At 56.9% G+C, this 19,755-nt stretch carries 14 protein-coding genes; 6 read left to right on the forward strand and 8 right to left on the reverse strand.

Annotated elements, in window-relative coordinates; all coding sequences use genetic code 11:
• Positions 1-71: 71 nt before the first annotated feature.
• Together AAFM46_RS04585 and lhgO are read right to left on the reverse strand one after the other, a co-directional pair.
• Positions 72-2,903 carry a WecB/TagA/CpsF family glycosyltransferase gene (locus AAFM46_RS04585; RefSeq protein ID WP_343319822.1) on the reverse strand — a complete coding sequence of 944 codons (2,832 nt, stop codon included), beginning with the start codon at positions 2,901-2,903 and terminating at the stop codon, positions 72-74.
• Between the two features lie 263 nt (positions 2,904-3,166).
• Positions 3,167-4,372 (reverse strand): L-2-hydroxyglutarate oxidase, encoded by a 1,206-nt coding sequence (gene lhgO, locus AAFM46_RS04590; RefSeq protein ID WP_343319824.1) that lies wholly within the window; start codon positions 4,370-4,372, stop codon positions 3,167-3,169.
• Between the two features lie 260 nt (positions 4,373-4,632).
• On the opposite strand from lhgO, the gene AAFM46_RS04595 reads away from it, so the two are divergent.
• From AAFM46_RS04595 to AAFM46_RS04605, 3 genes are all read left to right on the forward strand, one after another.
• Positions 4,633-5,937: a cysteine desulfurase gene (locus AAFM46_RS04595; protein WP_343319826.1), complete on the forward strand. Its 1,305-nt coding sequence runs from the start codon at positions 4,633-4,635 to the stop codon at positions 5,935-5,937.
• Positions 5,938-5,941: 4 nt separating this feature from the next.
• The gene (sufU, locus tag AAFM46_RS04600; RefSeq protein WP_343319828.1) at positions 5,942-6,421 is read left to right on the forward strand and encodes a Fe-S cluster assembly sulfur transfer protein SufU; all 480 of its coding nucleotides are present in this window, start codon (positions 5,942-5,944) and stop codon (positions 6,419-6,421) included.
• Positions 6,422-6,621: 200 nt separating this feature from the next.
• A complete protein-coding gene (locus AAFM46_RS04605) occupies positions 6,622-11,409 on the forward strand; it encodes a DUF4082 domain-containing protein (RefSeq protein WP_343319830.1) in 4,788 nt (1,595 codons plus the stop codon).
• Here the strand turns inward: AAFM46_RS04605 and AAFM46_RS04610 are convergent.
• The 6 genes from AAFM46_RS04610 to AAFM46_RS04635 form a co-directional block, all read right to left on the reverse strand.
• Complete coding sequence (locus AAFM46_RS04610) at positions 11,406-12,389, reverse strand: hypothetical protein (protein WP_343319832.1); 984 nt, start codon at positions 12,387-12,389, stop codon at positions 11,406-11,408. The genes AAFM46_RS04605 and AAFM46_RS04610 overlap by 4 nt on opposite strands.
• A gap of 26 nt (positions 12,390-12,415) precedes the next feature.
• Entirely contained in the window at positions 12,416-13,720 is a 1,305-nt protein-coding gene (locus AAFM46_RS04615; protein WP_343319833.1) for an MFS transporter, read from the reverse strand.
• Between the two features lie 13 nt (positions 13,721-13,733).
• Entirely contained in the window at positions 13,734-14,402 is a 669-nt protein-coding gene (locus AAFM46_RS04620) for a hypothetical protein (protein ID WP_343319834.1), read from the reverse strand.
• A 188-nt stretch (positions 14,403-14,590) separates the two neighbouring features.
• Positions 14,591-15,043 carry a VanZ family protein gene (locus tag AAFM46_RS04625; RefSeq protein WP_343319835.1) on the reverse strand — a complete coding sequence of 151 codons (453 nt, stop codon included), beginning with the start codon at positions 15,041-15,043 and terminating at the stop codon, positions 14,591-14,593.
• A gap of 106 nt (positions 15,044-15,149) precedes the next feature.
• Entirely contained in the window at positions 15,150-15,518 is a 369-nt protein-coding gene (locus tag AAFM46_RS04630; protein WP_343319836.1) for an Hpt domain-containing protein, read from the reverse strand.
• 250 nt (positions 15,519-15,768) lie between these two features.
• Positions 15,769-17,508 carry an ATP-binding protein gene (locus AAFM46_RS04635; RefSeq protein ID WP_343319837.1) on the reverse strand — a complete coding sequence of 580 codons (1,740 nt, stop codon included), beginning with the start codon at positions 17,506-17,508 and terminating at the stop codon, positions 15,769-15,771.
• Between the two features lie 302 nt (positions 17,509-17,810).
• On the opposite strand from AAFM46_RS04635, the gene AAFM46_RS04640 reads away from it, so the two are divergent.
• From AAFM46_RS04640 to AAFM46_RS04650, 3 genes are all read left to right on the forward strand, one after another.
• Positions 17,811-18,401 (forward strand): alternate-type signal peptide domain-containing protein, encoded by a 591-nt coding sequence (locus AAFM46_RS04640; RefSeq protein ID WP_283530327.1) that lies wholly within the window; start codon positions 17,811-17,813, stop codon positions 18,399-18,401.
• 79 nt (positions 18,402-18,480) lie between these two features.
• Positions 18,481-19,071: a hypothetical protein gene (locus AAFM46_RS04645; protein ID WP_343319838.1), complete on the forward strand. Its 591-nt coding sequence runs from the start codon at positions 18,481-18,483 to the stop codon at positions 19,069-19,071.
• An 11-nt stretch (positions 19,072-19,082) separates the two neighbouring features.
• Positions 19,083-19,694, forward strand: a complete 612-nt coding sequence (locus AAFM46_RS04650) for a signal peptidase I (RefSeq protein ID WP_343319840.1) — start codon at positions 19,083-19,085, stop codon at positions 19,692-19,694.
• The last annotated feature ends 61 nt before the right edge of the window (positions 19,695-19,755 follow it).

The raw sequence follows: 19,755 nt of genomic DNA on the forward strand, positions 1-19,755 counted from the left end.
CTCCCCCGTAACCAAATCGTAACATGTAAGTCAATGGGAAAAACAACTGTAGGTCCAATTCGGTTGGCCTGTCAGTGGCTTCCCCGGCTGCTTTCATCACGGTCCCAGCCCCCGCTCGTCGTCAGAGATTTACTCTTTTGAAGCTTGCCCATAACAGCCAAGGAACCATACACGCCCGCGTCCAGGGCGGGCTGAAAACCGTTCACGGAGCGCAATAGATTGCCAAGCCCGCTGCTCTGACTTGACCCGGCTTTCAGTTCGTCCTTGCCCCGATAAATGCGCCGCAGAGTCTTGATCAGTTCCTTTGACGATGTGGGGGTGCGCACCACTACGGGCACTGTTGCCAAAATTGCTTTCTCCAGCCCGGTGAAGAGCGAATCCACGTACAGGTCATCCGCGGTTGCCGAAGGAAACATCGAGAAGCGTTGATGTCCTGCAGCATTCACGGCGTAAGCGCCGGCGCCCCACAGATGTTCCTGCAGGGCGGGTATGCGTGCCCGGGCACGGTAGTACGCCCTGACAAAGAAGCTGCAGCCGGTGGTGTCATATGAAAACGCCGGCCGGGCCGAAAACGTATTGGGATTCTGTAGGTGCTCAAACACTGCGGCCAAGGCTTCGGTGGTGGCTTCAATGTCAGCGTCCAGGTACAGCCTGGGCCAGCGAGTGCACAGAGCGTCGGCCGCATTGAGCGAGGCGGTTTTTGAGGGTTCCGCCAGCTCCAGGACTTTCACGCCAGGGAACGATCGGGCAATGGCTGCTGTTGCATCAGTGCAGCCATTGCACGCCACAATTACTTCGATGGCACCGGACTCTGCCAGCGCAGCTAACGGCTGCAGTGTTCTGGCAATGACAGCGGCTTCATTGTGGGCGGGAATGATGACTGCCCCGTCGGGAAAGGGAGCCGGCGCAGATGTTCCAGCCGTCACTGCCGAGGAAGCAACCACGGCCTGGGGAAGTTTATCCCAGCGCGTCAGCCCGGCGAGGGCCAAACATGCCTTGCGCTCGCCTGCTTTGTAGCTGCGTGCCAAAGCTCCAGCGGCGGTGATGGTACGGATACCTGCGCTGTAGGCGGCGGAATGGTGTGCACTGGCATAACGGACACGGTTTACCGCCATGAGGGCCACCAGCGCTGCGGAGGCACCGGAACCACCCCTGCTGTGGACCATTGTTGCCCCGGGTTCAAACCAAACGCTGCGACCGCTTTCCCTCATTCGGCGGAAGTAGTCAGTTTCCTCGGAGTAAAGGAAGTAGCGTTCATCCCAGTCACCCACTTGGGCCGCGGCTGTGCCGGAAATGAGGAGTGCCGCCCCGGTGGCCCATTCAATGGCGTGTGGGTAGTGGTAGCTTTCCGCGCAGTAATCAATTTCGGATAACCAGTCCGGGCGCCCTGTTGCCCTGCTGCCCAGAACTGCATCACCGACGGCTCTGAGCGAGCTGGGCTCACGGCGCAGCGACGTGTACGTGGTGCCGTCATCGTCCAAGAGTTTGGGAACCACAATACCGGCGCCGCTTTGGCGCATCCTGCCCCTGAGGGTTTCAATAGCGCCCGGCAGGACCCTTAGATCGGGGTTGAGGACCAGCACATCCGCGTATGGTCCGGCTTCACGAAGTGCTGCATTGATGCCGCCGGCGTAACCTAGATTCCCGCCAGTTTTGACAAGCACCACGTCAAAATGATCGGCTACCAGCCCGATCGTCCCGTCGGTGGAGCCATTGTCCGCAACAACTACTTTGAGAGACTGTCCCTTGGTCTCGGCCCGCAGGCACTCCAGCAGGGGAGAGATATCTTCGGCGTTGTTGTAGGTAACCACAACAACACTGACATCAGCTAAGTTCTCTTTGGCCACAAAACAACCGGCCTGTGGTGCTTGGGTTGCTTGGGTTGCTTGGGGCGGGAGCCCGTTTGTGGACACAGCCTGTGTCAGCTTGGAGGTGGCAGCTGACCACCCCGCGAGTGGTGGAATTGCGGGGGAGAGCCCCACGGTACTGTCCCGCTTCATACGCAAATAAGCCTGCGGGCCCTGCACCAAGTACCGGTTGGCCAGGCGGCGCGGTTCCATGGCCAAACGCCAGGCCCATTCCATCCCTGCCGCGGAAACGGCTTCCGGAGCTCGCTTGATTCGGCCGGCCAAAAAATCCACAACAGCACCAAACGCCAGCAGAACTGGTGCGCCTGTCAGTGCGCCGTACTGGCTAATCCATAGTTCCTGACGGGGCTTTCCCAAACCAACCACTAAAATGTCGGTGGATGTCAGAGCTATCTCTTTGGCGAGTTTGGTGGAGAGAGCGGGGGAGGCCAGCTCGGCACGCTCAGGAGTCCACCAGCCGGAAACTTCCAGTGTGGGTCTGCGTTCGGCCAACTTGAGCTTGAGGAGCTCCTGCGTGTGTTCGCTGCCGCCAAGGAAGCCAACACGTAGCCCTTCCAGCTCGGCCTTATCCAGCAAGGGATCAATCAGGTCACTTCCAGCCAGTCTGGGCCATTCATGTCCCGTGAGCTGCGCTGCTTTTGTTCTCAGGGGGGCACCATCCAGCAGTGTTAGCCAGCCGACGGTACCAGCCGGGTCCAGGCTGCCCTCCCAGCGGCCCCCGGCACCAAAGTGCAGGATGTGATCAAGGTTGGCCGAGGCAACACCCAGCGGCTTATCCTGGGGCCCAGCTGCGGCAGCGATGATCTGTGCAACGGCGTCATCGAAGGTGCGTAGATCCACTGTTGCTCCGCCAATGACAGCGCTGCTGGCAAGCGTAGCGTCAGCGCGGACAACGGTTGGAGTGCTGCGAATGCGCCCGTTGCTGCCAGTACGCCCGTCATGTTGCTGTGGTGCCTGGGCCAGTGTGCGGGGACCGCTTAGCCGGCCTTTTGTCCGGACTGCGCCCGGGTTCTGTACAAGGTTGATGCCAAACATTCCGACCCCCATTTGGTCCACTGCGGGCCGAGTGTTCGGCCCTTAGAAAGAGCAGTGTCCCCAGGCGTGGATAGCCTGCGGAGTTACTGCTCTACTGGGGACTTTAGGGAGGGAAAAATGGCGCGGATAGAGTGAGGTCTTACCCGAATTTTGGGCGCGATACTCGCCCCTGGTGGGTAGATCTACCTACATTAGGCACGTAGCGGTACTCACTTTGGAGAGGGTGGCCTGCATGTCTGCGGACACCAAAGCAAGTGGTGGTCCTAGGGATTGAGCTGGCTGCCAGCCAGGGCCACAATATGTTCGGCAATGGCCATGGAGGAGGTTGCTCCGGGGGAGGGTGCATTGCGTACGTGCATCACGCGGCTGCTGCCTGTAATGACAAAGTCATCAACCAGCGATCCGTCAAAGTTCATCGCTTGGGCGCGGATGCCTCTGCGATCCCGCACCACATCGGCCACGGCAAGTTCGGGAACATAGGCGCGCGCAGCGTCAACAAACGCACGCGTGCTCACCACTGTCCGAGCTTCACGGAAGGCAGCGGGGAGGTTTCCGGCCGCAAAACGCCAGAATCCGCTGAATAAAAGCACATCGGCCAGGTCAGAGGGGGATACTTGATGGCCCCGGTAGGCCTCACGTCCTCCGGCCAGAAACGCGTTCGGGCCCACCATAATTTCCCCGTCGATCCGCTTGGTTAGGTGCACACCTAGGAAGGGATATTTAGGGTCCGGGACCGGGTATATCAGCCCGTTTACCAGGGCCCGTTTGGCCGGACGGAGCAGAAAGTACTCACCAAAGAACGGCACAATTCGCGGATTCTTCTCATCGCCTGAGGTCACAGCCAAGCGGTCGGACTGCAGGCCTGCACAGTTGATCACCAGGTCAAATGACTCGGTGGCGCCGTTGGCGGTTACGCTCGATTGAGCTCCGCCGTCCTGCACTTCTGTAACTTTATGTGAAAGCCGCACAGTGCCACCGGCATCGGTGAAATCCGCAGCAAGGGCCACTGTTACCGCCTTATAGTCGGTGATGGCGGTGTTGGGGGAGTGCAACGCGGCCACTCCGCGTGAGTGGGGTTCAATGATGGCCAGTTCAGTGTGGCTGATCAATCTCACTCCGGGTACGCCATTGGCCACGGAACGTTCAAAAATCGAGTTCAGGCGGGCCCGTTCTTTTTCGTCGCGGGCTACCACCACTTTCCCGCATTCATCAAAGGGCACGGCCCGGCGTGCTGCGAGTTCACGCAGTAGCTCCCCGCCACGGCGGCATAGGCGTGCTTTGAGACTCCCGGGTTCGTAGTACAGCCCAGCATGGACCACTCCGCTGTTGTGCCCGGTTTGATGGGCAGCCAGTTCAGCCTCCTTCTCATACAGGACCACCTCTGAAGCGGCGCCAGAAAGTAAGAGTTCCCGAGCCACCGCCACCCCAATAATTCCGCCGCCTACCACGCCGGCCCTGATCTTTTTCATGCTTCTCCACTTTCATTGGGCTGCTTTATGAACTCAGCGTAGCGCCGGTCACGCCTGCAGCCGTGAACTGACAGTCATACACGGGCCAGCTAAGGTAAGTCACCCCTGAGATGCCGCAACGCAGCAATGATGCAACAATTAGGTGAAATGGGTGTGATGTATTTACTCTCGCACCCGGCGGCGGTCCCACGGCCGATTGTTGCTGAAGCCAAAGTTGCTGACACTAAAGTTGCTGAATCTATCAAGGAGCGTCTGTTTTGATGCCACACTCTGTTGACCATGACGGTCCAATGACAAGCACTGAAGTCCTGCGCATCCGCAATGATTTCCCGATTTTGGCGCAGGAGGTCAACGGAGAGCCGCTGGTGTATTTGGACTCCGGTGCCACGTCTCAAAAGCCTATAAGCGTCATGGAAACTGAGCAGGAATTCTACGAGCAGCGCAACTCGGCCGTGCACCGCGGTGCACACACTTTGGCCGTGGCAGCAACGGATATTTTTGAGGACTCTCGGGCAACAGTGGCCAATTTCCTGGGCATAGCGGAAAACGAGCTGGTGTGGACGGCCAACGCCACCGCAGGGCTGAACTTGCTGGCCTACTCGTTTGGTAACGCAAGTATTGGTGAGGTGCCCGCCCAGGCGCGGCAGTTCGGCGTCGGGCCTGGGGATGAAATTCTTGTCACCGAAATGGAACACCACGCAAACCTGGTGCCGTGGCAGGAACTGTGCGCTCGCACAGGCGCGTCCCTGAAATTCATCCCCATCAACAATGATGGCACTTTGGATATGGACGCCGCAGCGCAACTACTAACCGAGCGCACCAAGGTTTTTGCTTTCACCCACGTCTCCAACGTCACGGGCGTCATCAACCCGGCAGCAGAGCTCACCGCAATGGCCCACGCCGTGGGGGCACTGGTTGTCCTGGACGCTTGCCAATCGGCACCTCACATGGCGTTGGATCTGCAGGCCCTTGACGTTGATTTTGCTGTGTTCTCAGGACACAAAATGCTTGCTCCCACGGGCATTGGGGGCCTTTATGGGAAGGCCGCGCTGTTAGATGCGCTCCCACCCTTTTTGACAGGAGGGTCCATGATCACCACTGTCACCATGGAAAAGGCCGAATACCTCAAGGCGCCACAGCGGTTTGAAGCCGGCACGCAGCCCATCTCCCAGGCTGTAGCGCTGGCAGCAGCCGTGAATTACCTGCATGAGACAGGCATGGACCGCATCCATGACTGGGAAGCTGCACTGGGGCAGCGCTTGGTCAGTGGACTTGAAGCCATCGAAGGCATCCGGGTGCTGGGACCGGCTTCGGGCATCCCGAGGGCTGGCTTGGCCGCGTTTGAGGTGGCAGGGGTTCATGCGCACGACGTCGGACAGTTCCTTGACGCTTCAGGGATCGCCGTGCGAGTGGGGCATCATTGTGCCCAGCCGCTGCACCGCCGGCTTGGCCTTTCCGCCTCAACCCGGGCGAGCACGTATTTGTACAACACCCCCGAGGAAGTGCATGTGTTCCTTGAGGCAGTTGCCAAAGTTCGTCCCTACTTTGGTGTGAGCGGAGAATAAAAACATGAGTTCATTAGATTCTCTTTACCAGCAGATCATTTTGGAGCAGGCTAAAACCCGCCACGGTGCCGACCTGCCGGCGGACCAGCTCCAGGTCAGCAATTTGCCGCAAGGGATGGGCCAGTGTCATCAGCTCAACCCCGTATGCGGTGATGAAATCACGCTGCGGGTGGAAACATCCTCCGGCCCGGAGACTTCCAGGAGCATCTCCGGCATCCACTGGTCTGGGGATGGCTGCTCCATTTCCATGGCATCGGCCTCGATCCTCAGCGAACTGGCTATTGGCTTACAGGCGGAGGAGCTGCAGGAGTTGATCGAGAACTTTCGGGAGGTTATGCGCTCCCGCGGCAAACTGGCCGGGGATGAGGAGATCCTAGGAGACGCAGCAGCACTTTCCGGGGTGTCCAAGTTCCCGGCCCGGGTCAAGTGCGCCATGCTGGCATGGGTTGCGGCCGAGGATGCCCTGATGCAAACAGCTTCCTGACGCAAACGGCTCAACGTTCCTTGATGTGTCAGGAATGTTTCCGAGTACTCGCTTTTCCGCTGAACTACTTGTTTCTGCCACTACTCTTGTGCTGCTCTAGCACCGGACCTAATCTCAGTTAAAGTCCAAACCCGTTGTGGGCGGGTGCCATTGTGATGGGGTGGCGGGCAGAGGAATAGAGCAAGGGCGTTACAGCAGCTATGAATGAATCACATGCACGTCTCAGCAGTATGCGTTCCGGCGGTGCCACGCCTATGCTTGGGCGCTCAAGGTGGCTTGTGGTGGTGCTGGCCGCATTGCTGGCGTGGGCCATGGTTGGTGTGAGTTTGATACTCGGTCCAATCTCGGCGGCACTGGCTGCGGATCCCTGCGGCGCCGGGAGTAACCCGATTTCTTGTGAGAACAGTAAACCCGGCACGGACCCGTCCGTTTGGGATATCTCTGGGGCGGGGGATGCAGACATTCAAGGGTTTTCCACCGACATTAGCGTCAATGTGGGCCAAACCATGGGCTTCAAGATTAAGACCAATGCCTCGAACTACAGCATCGATATTTACCGCACTGGTTGGTACCAAGGGCTAGGCGCTCGCAAGATCACCACCATCAACCCCTCAGCCGCCCTCCCTCAGACCCAGCCGCAATGCCTTTCTGACGTGTCAACGCAACTCTACGACTGTGGAACCTGGGGGCTCTCGGCGTCGTGGGCGGTCCCGGCCAACGCCGTATCGGGTGTTTATATTGCCTTGTTAAAAAGGAAAGATAATGGAAACACCAGCCACATCACGTTCATTGTCCGGGATGATTCCAGCCATGCGAAGGTAGTCTTCCAAACCTCAGATCCAACCTGGCAGGCCTACAACACCTACGGCGGAGCGGACTTTTATCAGGGGGCATCCATTGGCCGTGCGTTCAAGATCAGTTACAACCGTCCTGTTGTCACCCGTGGAGATGTTGACGGCCGGGATGCTTACTTCGCCAGTGAATACGCAATGGTGCGGTTCCTGGAACAAAACGGTTATGACACCACTTATATTGCCGGTGTTGATACGGACCGGCATGGCAGCCTGCTGACCAACCACAAAGTGTTCCTCTCAGTGGGCCATGACGAATACTGGTCCGGCGCGCAACGCGCCAACATCACGGCAGCGGCAAATGCGGGCGTGAACTTGCAGTTCCTCTCCGGCAATGACGATTATTGGAGGACGCGGTACGAACCCTCCGCCACGGATAACACCAGCTACCGCACCATCACCTCCTACAAAGAGACCTGGTCAAACGCCAAAATTGATCCAGCACAAGAGTGGACTGGAACGTGGCGGGACCCCCGGTTCGCTTCCCCTGCCAACGGCGGCGGCATGCCGGAAAATGCACTCAGCGGAACCATCTATATGTCCAACTACACCGACCTTCCGGTGACAGTGTCCGCCGCTGAGGGGAAGACCCGGCTCTGGCGGAACACGGCACTGAAGTCGCTGGCCGCAGGAACCAAGGCCGCACTAGCCCCGCACACGGTGGGCTATGAATCCAATGAAGACCTTGACAACGGCTTCAGGCCAGCAGGCCTGATCCGGCTCTCCACCACAGTTGGCAGCACACCCCAATACCTGCAGGACTACGGAAATGCTGTTCTGCCAGGAACCACTACCCACAACATCACCCTGTACAAGAACGCGGCCGGAGCTTTGATCTTCTCTGCCGGCAGCGTGCAATGGACCTGGGGACTGGACCAAACACACGACGGCGCAGGTGCTCCGGCAGATCCTCGAATGCGCCAGGCCCAGGTGAACCTTTTTGCGGATATGGGTGCGCAGCCGGCAACCCTTGACCCCGCACTTGTGGCAGCAGCAGCCAGTACGGACACCACCGCTCCGGTGGTTGTTATCGCTAGCCCGGCCAATGGTTCGGCAGTTATCAATGGCGCCAAGATGACGCTGAGCGGAACGGCCACGGATAGCGGCGGGGTAGTGGCCGGCGTCGAAGTTTCCACGGATGCGGGTGCCACTTGGCATCCCGCCAGCGGAACAAGCAACTGGACTTACAGCTACGTACAGCATGGAATCGGCACTCAAAATATCCTGGTACGCGGCATCGATGACAGTGCCAACTATCCCACCACGCCGAAAAAACTCACCTTGCAAGTCAACGGTCCGTACAGCGTTTTTGGCAATGAGGTGCCAAAGAACGCAGATTCAGGTGATGCTGGGTCAACCGTTCTTGGATTGAGATTTAGCCCAACCCAAAACGGATTTATCTCAGGAGTGCGCTTTTATAAGAGTGCAGCCAACACAGGCACCCACACAGGTAGTCTGTGGAACTCCTCCGGAGCTGAGCTGGCGACGCTGATATTCGCCAATGAAAGCGCCAGCGGCTGGCAGAATGCCAAGTTTATTACCCCTGTGAGCGTCACGGCAGGGCAGAGTTATGTGATCTCCTACCAAGCTCCCAAGGGGCATTACTCCTACGCCACCGGCTACTGGGACTACAAGGGGATTACGGCTGCTCCGCTGGCAGCAGCGGGCGGGTTCGGCGCTGCACCATCCGGTGTTTATAACACCAACGGCAGCTTCCCCACAGACAGCTATGAGAATAGTAACTACTTTGTGGATGCCATCTTTGAAACAACCGACACCTCCCCGTTGGTGGCTACGGGGCAGGTGCCGGTTGGTGGTGCTGGCAGTGTGGGTGTTTCTACTCCTGTCAGTGCTGTGTTGTCTAAGGATGTGACGGCGGGCAGTGTGGGGATCGTGGTGAAGACGGCGGCGGGGGTTTCGGTTGCTGGTTCCACCTTGTATAACGTGGCTACGCGGACGGCGGTGTTTACGCCGGCGGCTGCGTTGGCCAAGGGCACGGTGTACACGGCAACACTGAGTGCTGCTAGTGCTGGGGGTGGGGTTACTGCTGGTGCTGTGTGGTCGTTTACAACTGTGAAGCCGGATACGGTTGGCTGTCCGTGTGGTTTGTATCAGGACAGTGCTGTTCCTACTGTGTTATCGATTGCTGACGGGACGCCCTTGTCCTTGGGTGTGAAGTTCAGTGCGGCTTCTAATGGCACTGTCACTGGGGTGAAGTTCTACAAGGGGCCTGGGAATACGGGTACCCATACCGGTTACTTGTATAAGGCAGATGGGACGTTGCTGGCTTCGGCGGTGTTTGCCGGTGAGTCCACTACTGGGTGGCAGAGCGTGATGTTTGCAACTCCTGTAGCGCTCACTGCTGGGACTGAGTATACGGCTGCGTATAGCAATCCGGTGGGTACGTATTCAGCGACACCGGGGGCGTATGGTGGGGACGTTAATGTTGGTCCACTGCATGTGCCTGCGGGTTCGGCGGTGTACGCCTATGGTTCCAATTATCCGGTGAACGGATCCTCTGCCAGCTACCTGGTTGACGTCATCTTCACACAACCTGCCATGCCGTTGGTGGCTACGGGGCAGGTGCCGGTTGGTGGTGCTGGCAGTGTGGGTGTTTCTACTCCTGTCAGTGCTGTGTTGTCTAAGGATGTGACGGCGGGCAGTGTGGGGATCGTGGTGAAGACGGCGGCGGGGGTTTCGGTTGCTGGTTCCACCTTGTATAACGTGGCTACGCGGACGGCGGTGTTTACGCCGGCGGCTGCGTTGGCCAAGGGCACGGTGTACACGGCAACACTGAGTGCTGCTAGTGCTGGGGGTGGGGTTACTGCTGGTGCTGTGTGGTCGTTTACAACTGTGAAGCCGGATACGGTTGGCTGTCCGTGTGGTTTGTATCAGGACAGTGCTGTTCCTACTGTGTTATCGATTGCTGACGGGACGCCCTTGTCCTTGGGTGTGAAGTTCAGTGCGGCTTCTAATGGCACTGTCACTGGGGTGAAGTTCTACAAGGGGCCTGGGAATACGGGTACCCATACCGGTTACTTGTATAAGGGAGATGGGACGTTGCTGGCTTCGGCGGTGTTTGCCGGTGAGTCCACTACTGGGTGGCAGAGCGTGATGTTTGCAACTCCTGTAGCGCTCACTGCTGGGACTGAGTATACGGCTGCGTATAGCAATCCGGTGGGTACGTATTCAGCGACACCGGGGGCGTATGGTGGGGACGTTAATGTTGGTCCACTGCATGTGCCTGCGGGTTCGGCGGTGTACGCCTATGGTTCCAATTATCCGGTGAACGGATCCTCTGCCAGCTACCTGGTTGACGTCATCTTCACGCCAGTAGCAGCACCCCTGACACTGCTCAGCCAGTCACCTGTCCCAGGGGCAAGTGATCAGGCCGTGGATGCGGTTGTGAAAGCAACGTTCTCGGCACCGCTGGCGGCGGGCTACACGGGGAAGTTGAAAAACGGTGCCACGGTGTTGGCCAGCACCACGGCATTATCTGCGGATGGGAAAACACTGAGCGTGACGCCCGCAGCGGCGCTTCCGACGGGCGCCACCATTTCCGTGACACTGGGCCAGCTTGTGTCCGTCGAAGGTGCCGCACTGGCGGACGCCACATGGCAGTTTGGTACCGCAGATGGCTCGGCAACACCAAGTAATTACTCCATGTTCGGTGCGCTTGTACCGGCCACGGCAGCCAACGCAGATGATCCAGCAGCCATTGAATTGGGTGTGGCGTTCACACCCTCCATAGCCGGGAGCGTAACCGCCATCCGGTTCTTCAAGGGTTCAGGCAACGTGGGCGCGCACACTGGCTCTATCTGGAGCGGGACAGGTGTCAGGCTGGCCACTGTCCAGTTCACGTCTGAGACACCAACCGGCTGGCAGACCGCCACTCTAGCCACGCCTCTGGCGCTCACGGCTGGAACCACCTACACGGTCTCCTACTATGCACCGAACGGGCGCTACTCATCCACGGGGGCATTCTTTGCGGCACCGTTCACTCAAGGTCCGTTATCCGTGGGCGCCGGCAGCAACGGCCGGTACTTTTACGGAACTGGTGGAGGCATGCCGGTCAACAGTTGGAACTCCAGCAACTACTTTGTTGATGTGGTGTTCTCTGTGCCGCCAGCACCCTAGCGAACAACGGACGGCGACCACGCATGTTCAATAAACAGGGTGGGAGCCCCGCCAACAGTGGCAGGAACCAACCAAACATCACTGTCACCAACTGCACCAGCGCGGGGCAGACCATAAAGGAGGCTCGCATTGTCAAGCCACTCCACCTGATCGTCCACACTGCGTGTTTCCGACAAAACAGTTTCTACGTTTGTCGCCAAGTCCAGGACAGCAATATTCCAATGTGGATTGGGGCCAGGGACAGTGTTCTTCTTATAGGCAATGCGGGTGCCATCGGGGGACAGCGACGGGCACTCAGCAGTTTTCTGAATGGAGGTCAGAGTCCGTTTGGCCAGATCCCCGCGCACCAGCCACGTGTTTGTCCCGCTGGCTGCCGTGGCGTAGAAAATATTGTCATCCGCTGAGAACGTGACGCCCCACAGGTTCCTATCCACGGGGGCAATGGGGTCACCATCAACAATCAAAGCGAAATCTTCCAAATTTCCAAAGTCTCCACCCGCGGCCTTGGCAATGACTGTTGCCGTTGAAAATCCTGCCGGGGCATAGGCATGGCCGGTGACAAAAGCCGTGGATGCAACCATTTCCCCGTCGGGGGAGACCCTTGTCCGGCTGGGAATGCCAGGTAACGGCCAGGCCCGTTCTTCCTGCCATGTGGCGTTATAGACCGCAGCTTCAAAAGTGGTGACGATGCCGGCGTTGGTGCGCAGACAAGCGTTGGTACCACCGGCGGAATAGACGCGATCACACACCGCTTCGGTGACCTGGCGTGGACCGTCCGGATTGCTCAGGGGCACCGCTGCAACGTGTCCGTACCCGGCGCCTGAGGCGGTATTTCGAAAAACCACGTGAGGCACTGACGGGTCAATTGCTCCGCTCGTGAGCGTTACTGAAGCGGGTGCGCTCTGGCGCTGCTGGTACTGGATGAATGACCACACACCATAGCCGATGGCTAGGGCCAAGGTTATTGCGGTGATACTCAAAAGCCACGCCCAGCGTGCCCGGGACGTCACAACGGAACCTGTGTTGGCTTCAATCCGCGCACTAATAAGACTGCGCAGGGTATAGCTAGGGCCAGAACAACGGCGGCCAAAAGGATTGCCTGTTGGCGGCCCAAAGCAAACCACAGGATTCCAAAACCAACTGAGGCCACAAGCCTGGATAGCGCCACCACTGTTTGTGCAGCGGCGATCCCGCTCGCTCTGCTGGCTGGTGTTGAGAATTGGCCAGCCAAAGCGGCTAAGACTCCGTCTGTGGCAGCATAAAAAATGCCCAGAAGAAGCAGGCAAGCCAGCGTTGCCCCCGCACCGGTGGTAGGCAGTGCCGCGCAGAGGTAGGCCGCCAGCAGAGCCCCGTGTCCCACAATGAACAAGCGCATTCGGCCCCATTGATCTGCCAAACGGCCCAACGGTATAGCCAGCACCAGGTAGGCCACGTTGGTTCCAACATAAAGCAGCGGGAACCACTGGGTTGCAAAGGATGCCCTGCTTTGCAGAACCAAGTAAATGAACCCATCCCCTATGGTCACCAGACCAAAGATGGCAGCCACCAACAGTAGCCTGCGCATGCCTATATTGTTCAAGTCAGCCCACCGGAACGGGAGCCGGCGGGCTTGCGGGCCAGCCGCGGCAACTGCAGTCTCCGTTGTGGCAGAAGAAGCTTTGGCGATAATGGCAGCACGTTGTTTCCTGCCCGGAACTATCAGGCCCAGGACAGCTAGCCCAATGACACCGCAGGCAAGAGAAGCAACAAAAACTGCGTGATATCCATTCGGGATCAGCAAGAGCACAACGAACGCTAGCAATGGGCCAATCGTGGCACCTACGGTGTCAAGCATCCTGTGCACACCGAAGGACCTGGCTAGATGCTCAGGCTGGGCGGCTTCAGAGATCATTGCATCACGGGGACCAGTCCGGATGCCCTTGCCAATCCGGTCCACGGCAATGATGGAGGTGATTGCCCCGAAGCCAGTCGCCACCAGCAGCCCAACTCGCGAGACGGCGGATAAGCCGTAACCAAGAAAAGCTACCAGTTTGTGGTGGTCTGAGCGGTCAGCGGTCCAGCCAGCGCCAATACGCACCACCGCGCTGATCCCTTGGTTTATACCGTCCAGAAAACCGTAGGCCACCATGGTCAGTCCCAAAGCGCCGGTGATGTACAGCGGCAGTATGGCACTGACGGATTCGGAGGAGATATCAGTGAAGAGACTGACCAGTCCAAGTGAGATGATGATGGGCGATACTTTAAAGACAGTGGACGCGCGGGCTGGCATTTCATCTTTGCCGCCACGGCGATCCGAAAAGGAAAGATACATTTACTGGGTTTCCCTATTTTTCTGCGTGAAAAATGCCGAAGATGCTGTACTCCGTGCCGCCGCTGGGGTGTGGTGTGGCTGTTACGGTGATTTTATCCGTGCCCCGGGTGAACCACATGGCAGTTGCACCGGTGCTGGCGGGAGCCTGGGCTGCACTTAATCCCAGAGCGGCAAACTGCTTTTGGTAAAATGCCATGACGCCCAGCGGTTCGGTGGTGGTGCGGGCAACGAGGCTGACCTGAAGAATTGATCCTTGTGGGCTCACCGAGCTACTTTTCAAAGCTGAAGCTGGTTCGGTAAGAATCACGGCGGAGGGAAAACCGTCAACAAGCTTCCCGTTGGCGCTGGCCTCGGGCGGAAGCGGCGTCTTGATCAATGGCGCGTCCACCCGAGATTTAGGCAAAGTTGGATTTGTAGGTTGCCCAACAGGGGGAATTACTTCAAGCGGTCTTTTGGGGTCCGGCGTTGCGGCGGGAGCCTTGGGGTTAGCCGGGGCGGGCACTGCTGCATTGGTGGCCGGGGCTGGTTTGGGCTCTGATTCTTGGCTTGAAGGGGTAATGGTGGAAACAGCAACCTGTTTTTCGTCGGACTGAACAGGCAATAAATTCAGGACCACTGCCAAAGCAATAATGATCACAGCAAGACCCAAACCGGCCATTACCAGAATACGTGGTTTCATCATTGTTCCGAGTCTGTTGGTTCATGCTCCCACCAATAAATAAGATGACCGCTCAATTGCCGGGCCACCCTATATTCTTAGCTTAGCCCGGCCGCATCCGCGACTCTAGAGCTAGGGGCAGAAGTTAATCCGTTCGCAACGTGAAGGGATCCTAAATTCTATTATGTTTGATTTTTTCGGTGCATGGATTTCTAGCTTTTCCGCGGTGTTAGCCTACGCGTGCGGGGCCTGCGTACGGCCCACACGAACAGTACAAGTAGCGCGCCAAGGAAAGCTCCGGAGGTGTTGGCCACAATGTCGCTTAGTGCGGGCACTCGTTGAGGCAGGAATACTCCCTGAGCCAACTCCACGGCGCCTGAGACGGCTGCTGCAATGACGACGCTAAAGAACCATAGGCGGCGTGGCAAGCGCAAGGTTAAAATAACGCCAAATGGCACGAACAGAAGAATATTGGCACCGAATTCAATTTTGCGGTAGCCAACAAACCATTGTGGTAATCCGTGGGCGTGCAACCACTGAATGACATGAGTCAGTGCGCTATCAATGGGCCTGTCCACAGGGGAGGGCCAAAAAAGGATCCCTGCCAACGCAAAAAAATAAACGATGCCTAGGACTATTGCCACTTTGTGGCTGGTTGTTCTCACGTGCCCAGTCTAGAGGAGTGTTTCACGGACTTGCGGTGCTTACACCTCTGGTCTGTCTGGTTAACGCGGTAAAATGTTCCTTCGCAGGGGTTGCGTTCACATCCGCTTAGGCTGCGTTAACGTAGCTCGAAGTCAGTTGGGCTGCAGTTAGATTCCCGCACTGTCGTAATACTCTGAGTTGTCTAGCGGCATTGACGTTGCAGCCTGACTCAAGAGTTCTGACAAGGTCACTGGCCAGCTCGCCCAACTGGGCGGCACCAACCATCATGCTGGAACTGCGAAGGCTTAAGGCAGCGTCCATGGCGTTATCCAGGTGGCCAGCTTTGACGGCTTGGTGAATGCGGCGGAAACGCTCGGGCCACATGTCAATGAAGCGGCAGACGAAGCTGCGGCAAAGAGCCGTCTCACCGTTGAGCGATTCTTCTAGTGTGTGCAAAGTTTCGGTACAAACAAGAGGCATCATGGTGACAGTCATATTTGCTCCCAACTCCTGCTTCGTTGTGACACACAATCTCAACTGATGGTGTGTTCACTCTCAATAATAATGCCAGATTAGGCAGATGAGACCGGTTTTCACCTAAAAATTGCAATCTTGGCGAAACCTTATACAAAAGGACAACCTTTGTCTTTTAGAAGACCGTTTTCAACACAAAACCACTCAAAATCTTCCCGATTTGCCGTAATACTTGAGTCAATCTTGAGCTTTTCATCAGGCCCGAAGTCTGCTATTCAGTGGACACTGGTCTGGCTCGCCCAGCGTCAGCCGCACTCCCTGGATTGATTCGTTCAAGGGCAGCTGTTTCATCCTTGGTGGCCAAACAACCGGGCAACATGAACCCAATAGTGCTCCCCACCCCGGGCTTACTGTGCAAGCTGATGGTCCCGCCATGCTTGGCAACAATGGTCCGTGAGATCATCAACCCCAATCCGATGCCCGGAATGGATCGCTGCATGGCGGACTTAGCGCGGAAGAACTTAGTGAAAGCCTCTGCCTGCTCTGCACTATTCATGCCCATACCTGTGTCCTGAACCTCGCACCACAGATCCGCTCCGTGGGACCATGCCCGCACGGTGACTGTTCCGCCGTCGGGGGAGTACTTGACGGCGTTCGAGACGAAGTTATCCAGCACCTGCCCAATTCGCCTGGCATCGACGAACGCTTGGAGAGGTGCCTCCACGGCGTTGACCAAGGTGACTTTATTGGCGGCGGCAGCGGGAGCCGCTGAACCCAAACTCTCCTCAATCAGCCGGGCAACATCTGCGCGACCTATTTGAAGGGTAACGGCATCCGCCGTGAGGAGATCCGCCACCAAAGCGTTCAGGCGTTCCACATTTCGTGCTGCGATACCCAAAAATCGTCGCGCAACGTCTGGAAGCTCGGGAGTGTCCTCTAACACCATTTCCAAATAGCCGTGAATCGAGGTTAGCGGGGTGCGGAATTCATGCGAGACATGCTCCACAAAGTCATTCTTACTCTCTAGTGCTGCCATCATCTTGGTGATGTCATGAAACACGATCACGGCGCCGTCGAAAGCTCCGGCCGCGTCATACATGGGCCGTGCAGCAGTGGAAACCGCGCGCTTGGTCTCACCGGTTCCCAACCACATTTGGTAATCAGTAAAGGTTTCGCCCTCTATAGCCCTACGGACCGGGCGGTCTTGGGCCGGCACCTCAGTGACCGTATCCGGCCCAAACAGCAAGAGATCCTTCTCCTGGGGGTCCGCGATGTTCTCTGGGAGTGCTAAAGAATGGAGAGCTGTTTGGGTATCATTCATTAGGACATCGTGGCCGTCAGCGTCCACCACTACCAGTCCGACGGCGACCGTGCCTAGCACCGTTGACAACAACCGCTCCCGCTGCCTGCTCACTTCAAGTGCGGCCCTCAACTCCAGATCTTTGGCCTCCAAAGACTTGCGTTGCAGATTAACTCTTTTGGTCACTGCGATCACCATGATGGCGAAGGCCAGTATGACTAGAGGAAAAAGGACTGGCTTGACGAGCTGCTCCAGTGTGAAACCAGTCTGCGGACCGAAAACCGGAATCCAAACAATTAGTAAGGCTGCAAATACGCTGACTACTACCGAGATGCGTTTAGCCAACCCTGAGGAAGCCAACCAAAAGACAGGGAAAAAGATGAGCAAGCCGATTGCTGACAAGAACTGAGGGTGGCCAAACCGTAGGAGCCCAATCGCCAAGAAATCAAGATACGGGATTATCAAGAAGGCGCCTCGAGGTAGTTTGTCCCATGGCACGGCGAAGGCTGCCAGTAGTAACAGTGCATGCATTAAGAGGGAACTCATGAAGAGGGGTTCCCGAAACGACTGCGGATAGAACGCCATAGCCATGACTGCTGCAAAAACAACCAGGATCGACAGGGGCAGCTGTGTGAGGAAGGTCCTTCTCTGCAACGTACCCCTGGAGTTGAAATGACCGCCGGCACTATCCGGTGAAACTGTGGTTGGCATAACTACTTCGATCCTTCAGGGTGGCAGTCGCAACGGGCGTTTGATATGCAGCAGATAACGATAGTCCCACACGGACCAAATAGCGCTGTTCTATGACTCGAGTTGCGCAGCCAAGACTTTTTTGGCTGAGACTTGAGACTTTATCTTGAGGTGTTCTTGAGTCTTTGGGAACGGGGGAAAATCTTAGGGCATTCTTGTTGGAATCTTCCGGGTTTTCAAGGCTGATTCTTGAGTTGGGAGCGGCATTGTTATACCCATCGGCAGGAAGACTTGCTGAGAAGAACTTGAACAAGGGGTCTCGCATGAACAAGATGGTAAAAGGCGCAATTGCAACTGGCGTAGGCGTTATTCTGTTGGTAGGTGGCGGCGGAACACTGGCTACCTGGAACCAGGCGCAGGATGCTTCCATGGGTTCGGTTGTTTCCGGTGATTTGAACCTGGTAGCGGATGCCGGTGTTTGGAAGAACGCGGCCGGCACCACGATCGCCATCGGTTCGTATAAAGTAGTGCCGGGTGACACGCTCACTTACACTCAACCCCTGAACGTAACGTTGACGGGCGACTTGATGAAAGCCACACTGGTCACTAAAGGACTGCCGACCGGGGCTAACAAAAACTTTGAAGACTCCAATGTTGCGGTCACAACTGTTTTCACTGATACAAGTGCAGCCAAGAAAGTATTGACTGGCGATCTGATTCCCGGAACCCTCGTTGCTGCAACTGTTCCTGTGACCACCCCCGTGTCAACGTTCGCTCGCAACGTAAACGCCACAACCACGTTCACGTTCAAAACCGACACGCAGAACCGCAGCTCAGTAAACAGCAAGTATGACTTCAACGCAGAAGCCTTCGGATATAAGCTGGTTCAGGTAGCACCGGCAAACGCCAACTAACAGTCAGGCAATACCAGCGCTAGACCCCGGTGATGTGCTGGTTCCACCGGCACATCACCACCCTTAGACGGAAGCGGCCATGAAAACCACCCACGCGCTGAAAGCAACTGGCCTTGTGCTGATTGCAGTAGTGCTGGGAATGCTGACCGTTCAAGGTAGCTATGCACTCTGGAACAAGGTAGCAAATGCGAATGCCGGAAGTATTCAGGCCGCTAATTTTCAAATTAGTTTGACCGATAGCGTGACTAGTACCGCTATGAACATGACGAGTGAAGCCGGAAACGCAGCAACCATGTCATTGAGCACCACTCCGTTGGGAACGGTCATACCTGGACAGAGCGCCTATGCCGGCGTAAAACTTGGCAATGAGAGCGATGCTGGTGGTGTCTTTACCGTTCGCGCAATTACCAGTGCACCTGTCATAGATGACGATTCGGGTTCTGCATTGGCGCAGTACCTGGGAACCAAAGTAGTTGCTGCAACTTCTCTTGACCAATGTAGCCAGCCATCGTTATATTCGGCCGCTACCCCGGTGACGGCCACAATCGATATAACAAAGGGCAGCACAGGCGTGTTTTGTTTTCAGACGACACTCGCTGCAAACATGCCGGCAAGTCTCACGGGACAAAGCGCTGAAGTAGCCATCCCCATCGTCGTCAACCAACTCTAAGAGAGGCCGCCATGTCTGTTGTCAACAGAAGCAAGACGCCAGTTGAGCGCAATGCGGCGCCGGCTGTTGCGGCCAGGCCTCTCGGCAATGCTTCACGGATGGTTGGACGGGCAGCAGCGTATATTCTCTTGCTTGCTGCGATTATGGCAGCCCTAGCAATGATCATTGTTCCGCTGGTCACGGGGTCACAAACTTATACAGTGTTGACGAATTCAATGGCGCCAAAATATGCGCCCGGAACTTTCTTAGTCGTGAAACCGGCCCCATTCGAGAATCTTCAAGTGGGTGACATAATCACATACCAGATCGAGTCGGGCAAAGCTGATGTGATAACTCACCGTATCTCCTCCGTAGGTGTGGGACAAGATGGTGCTAGGGCACTAACCACCAAGGGAGATAACAACTCGCTTGAGGACACCGAAGCCGTGCAGGCTATCCAAGTCAAGGGAAAACTCTTCTACGCCATACCCTATGTTGGATTTGTTGCCAATGCAGTTGGTCAAGATCGCCACATTATTTTGCCGATTATAGCGGTTGGGCTCATCGCTTTCGGTGCGCTAACCATGGTTAAAGGAACGGTAGAGAAGAAGCGCGCACGTCCAAAAGGGAGGCGCAGCAAGTGAGGCAATCGAACAGATCTGGTTTGCCACGCTTGAGCTTGCTCCCTGGGGTGATAACCGTATT

Origin of the sequence: Arthrobacter sp. TMP15 (genome assembly GCF_039529835.1) — a bacterium.
Lineage (GTDB): Bacteria > Actinomycetota > Actinomycetes > Actinomycetales > Micrococcaceae > Specibacter.

Bases quoted from the DNA above. Each gene is read 5' to 3' on its own strand.
- AAFM46_RS04615 (WP_343319833.1), bottom strand. From the start codon at position 13,720: ATGTATCTTTCCTTTTCGGATCGCCGTGGCGGCAAAGATGAAATGCCA.
- AAFM46_RS04645 (WP_343319838.1), top strand. From the start codon at position 18,481: ATGAAAACCACCCACGCGCTGAAAGCAACTGGCCTTGTGCTGATTGCA.
- AAFM46_RS04640 (WP_283530327.1), top strand. From the start codon at position 17,811: ATGAACAAGATGGTAAAAGGCGCAATTGCAACTGGCGTAGGCGTTATT.
- AAFM46_RS04650 (WP_343319840.1), top strand. From the start codon at position 19,083: ATGTCTGTTGTCAACAGAAGCAAGACGCCAGTTGAGCGCAATGCGGCG.
- lhgO (WP_343319824.1), bottom strand. From the start codon at position 4,372: ATGAAAAAGATCAGGGCCGGCGTGGTAGGCGGCGGAATTATTGGGGTG.
- AAFM46_RS04595 (WP_343319826.1), top strand. From the start codon at position 4,633: ATGCCACACTCTGTTGACCATGACGGTCCAATGACAAGCACTGAAGTC.
- AAFM46_RS04585 (WP_343319822.1), bottom strand. From the start codon at position 2,903: ATGTTTGGCATCAACCTTGTACAGAACCCGGGCGCAGTCCGGACAAAA.
- sufU (WP_343319828.1), top strand. From the start codon at position 5,942: ATGAGTTCATTAGATTCTCTTTACCAGCAGATCATTTTGGAGCAGGCT.
- AAFM46_RS04635 (WP_343319837.1), bottom strand. From the start codon at position 17,508: ATGCCAACCACAGTTTCACCGGATAGTGCCGGCGGTCATTTCAACTCC.
- AAFM46_RS04620 (WP_343319834.1), bottom strand. From the start codon at position 14,402: ATGATGAAACCACGTATTCTGGTAATGGCCGGTTTGGGTCTTGCTGTG.
- AAFM46_RS04605 (WP_343319830.1), top strand. From the start codon at position 6,622: ATGAATGAATCACATGCACGTCTCAGCAGTATGCGTTCCGGCGGTGCC.
- AAFM46_RS04630 (WP_343319836.1), bottom strand. From the start codon at position 15,518: ATGACTGTCACCATGATGCCTCTTGTTTGTACCGAAACTTTGCACACA.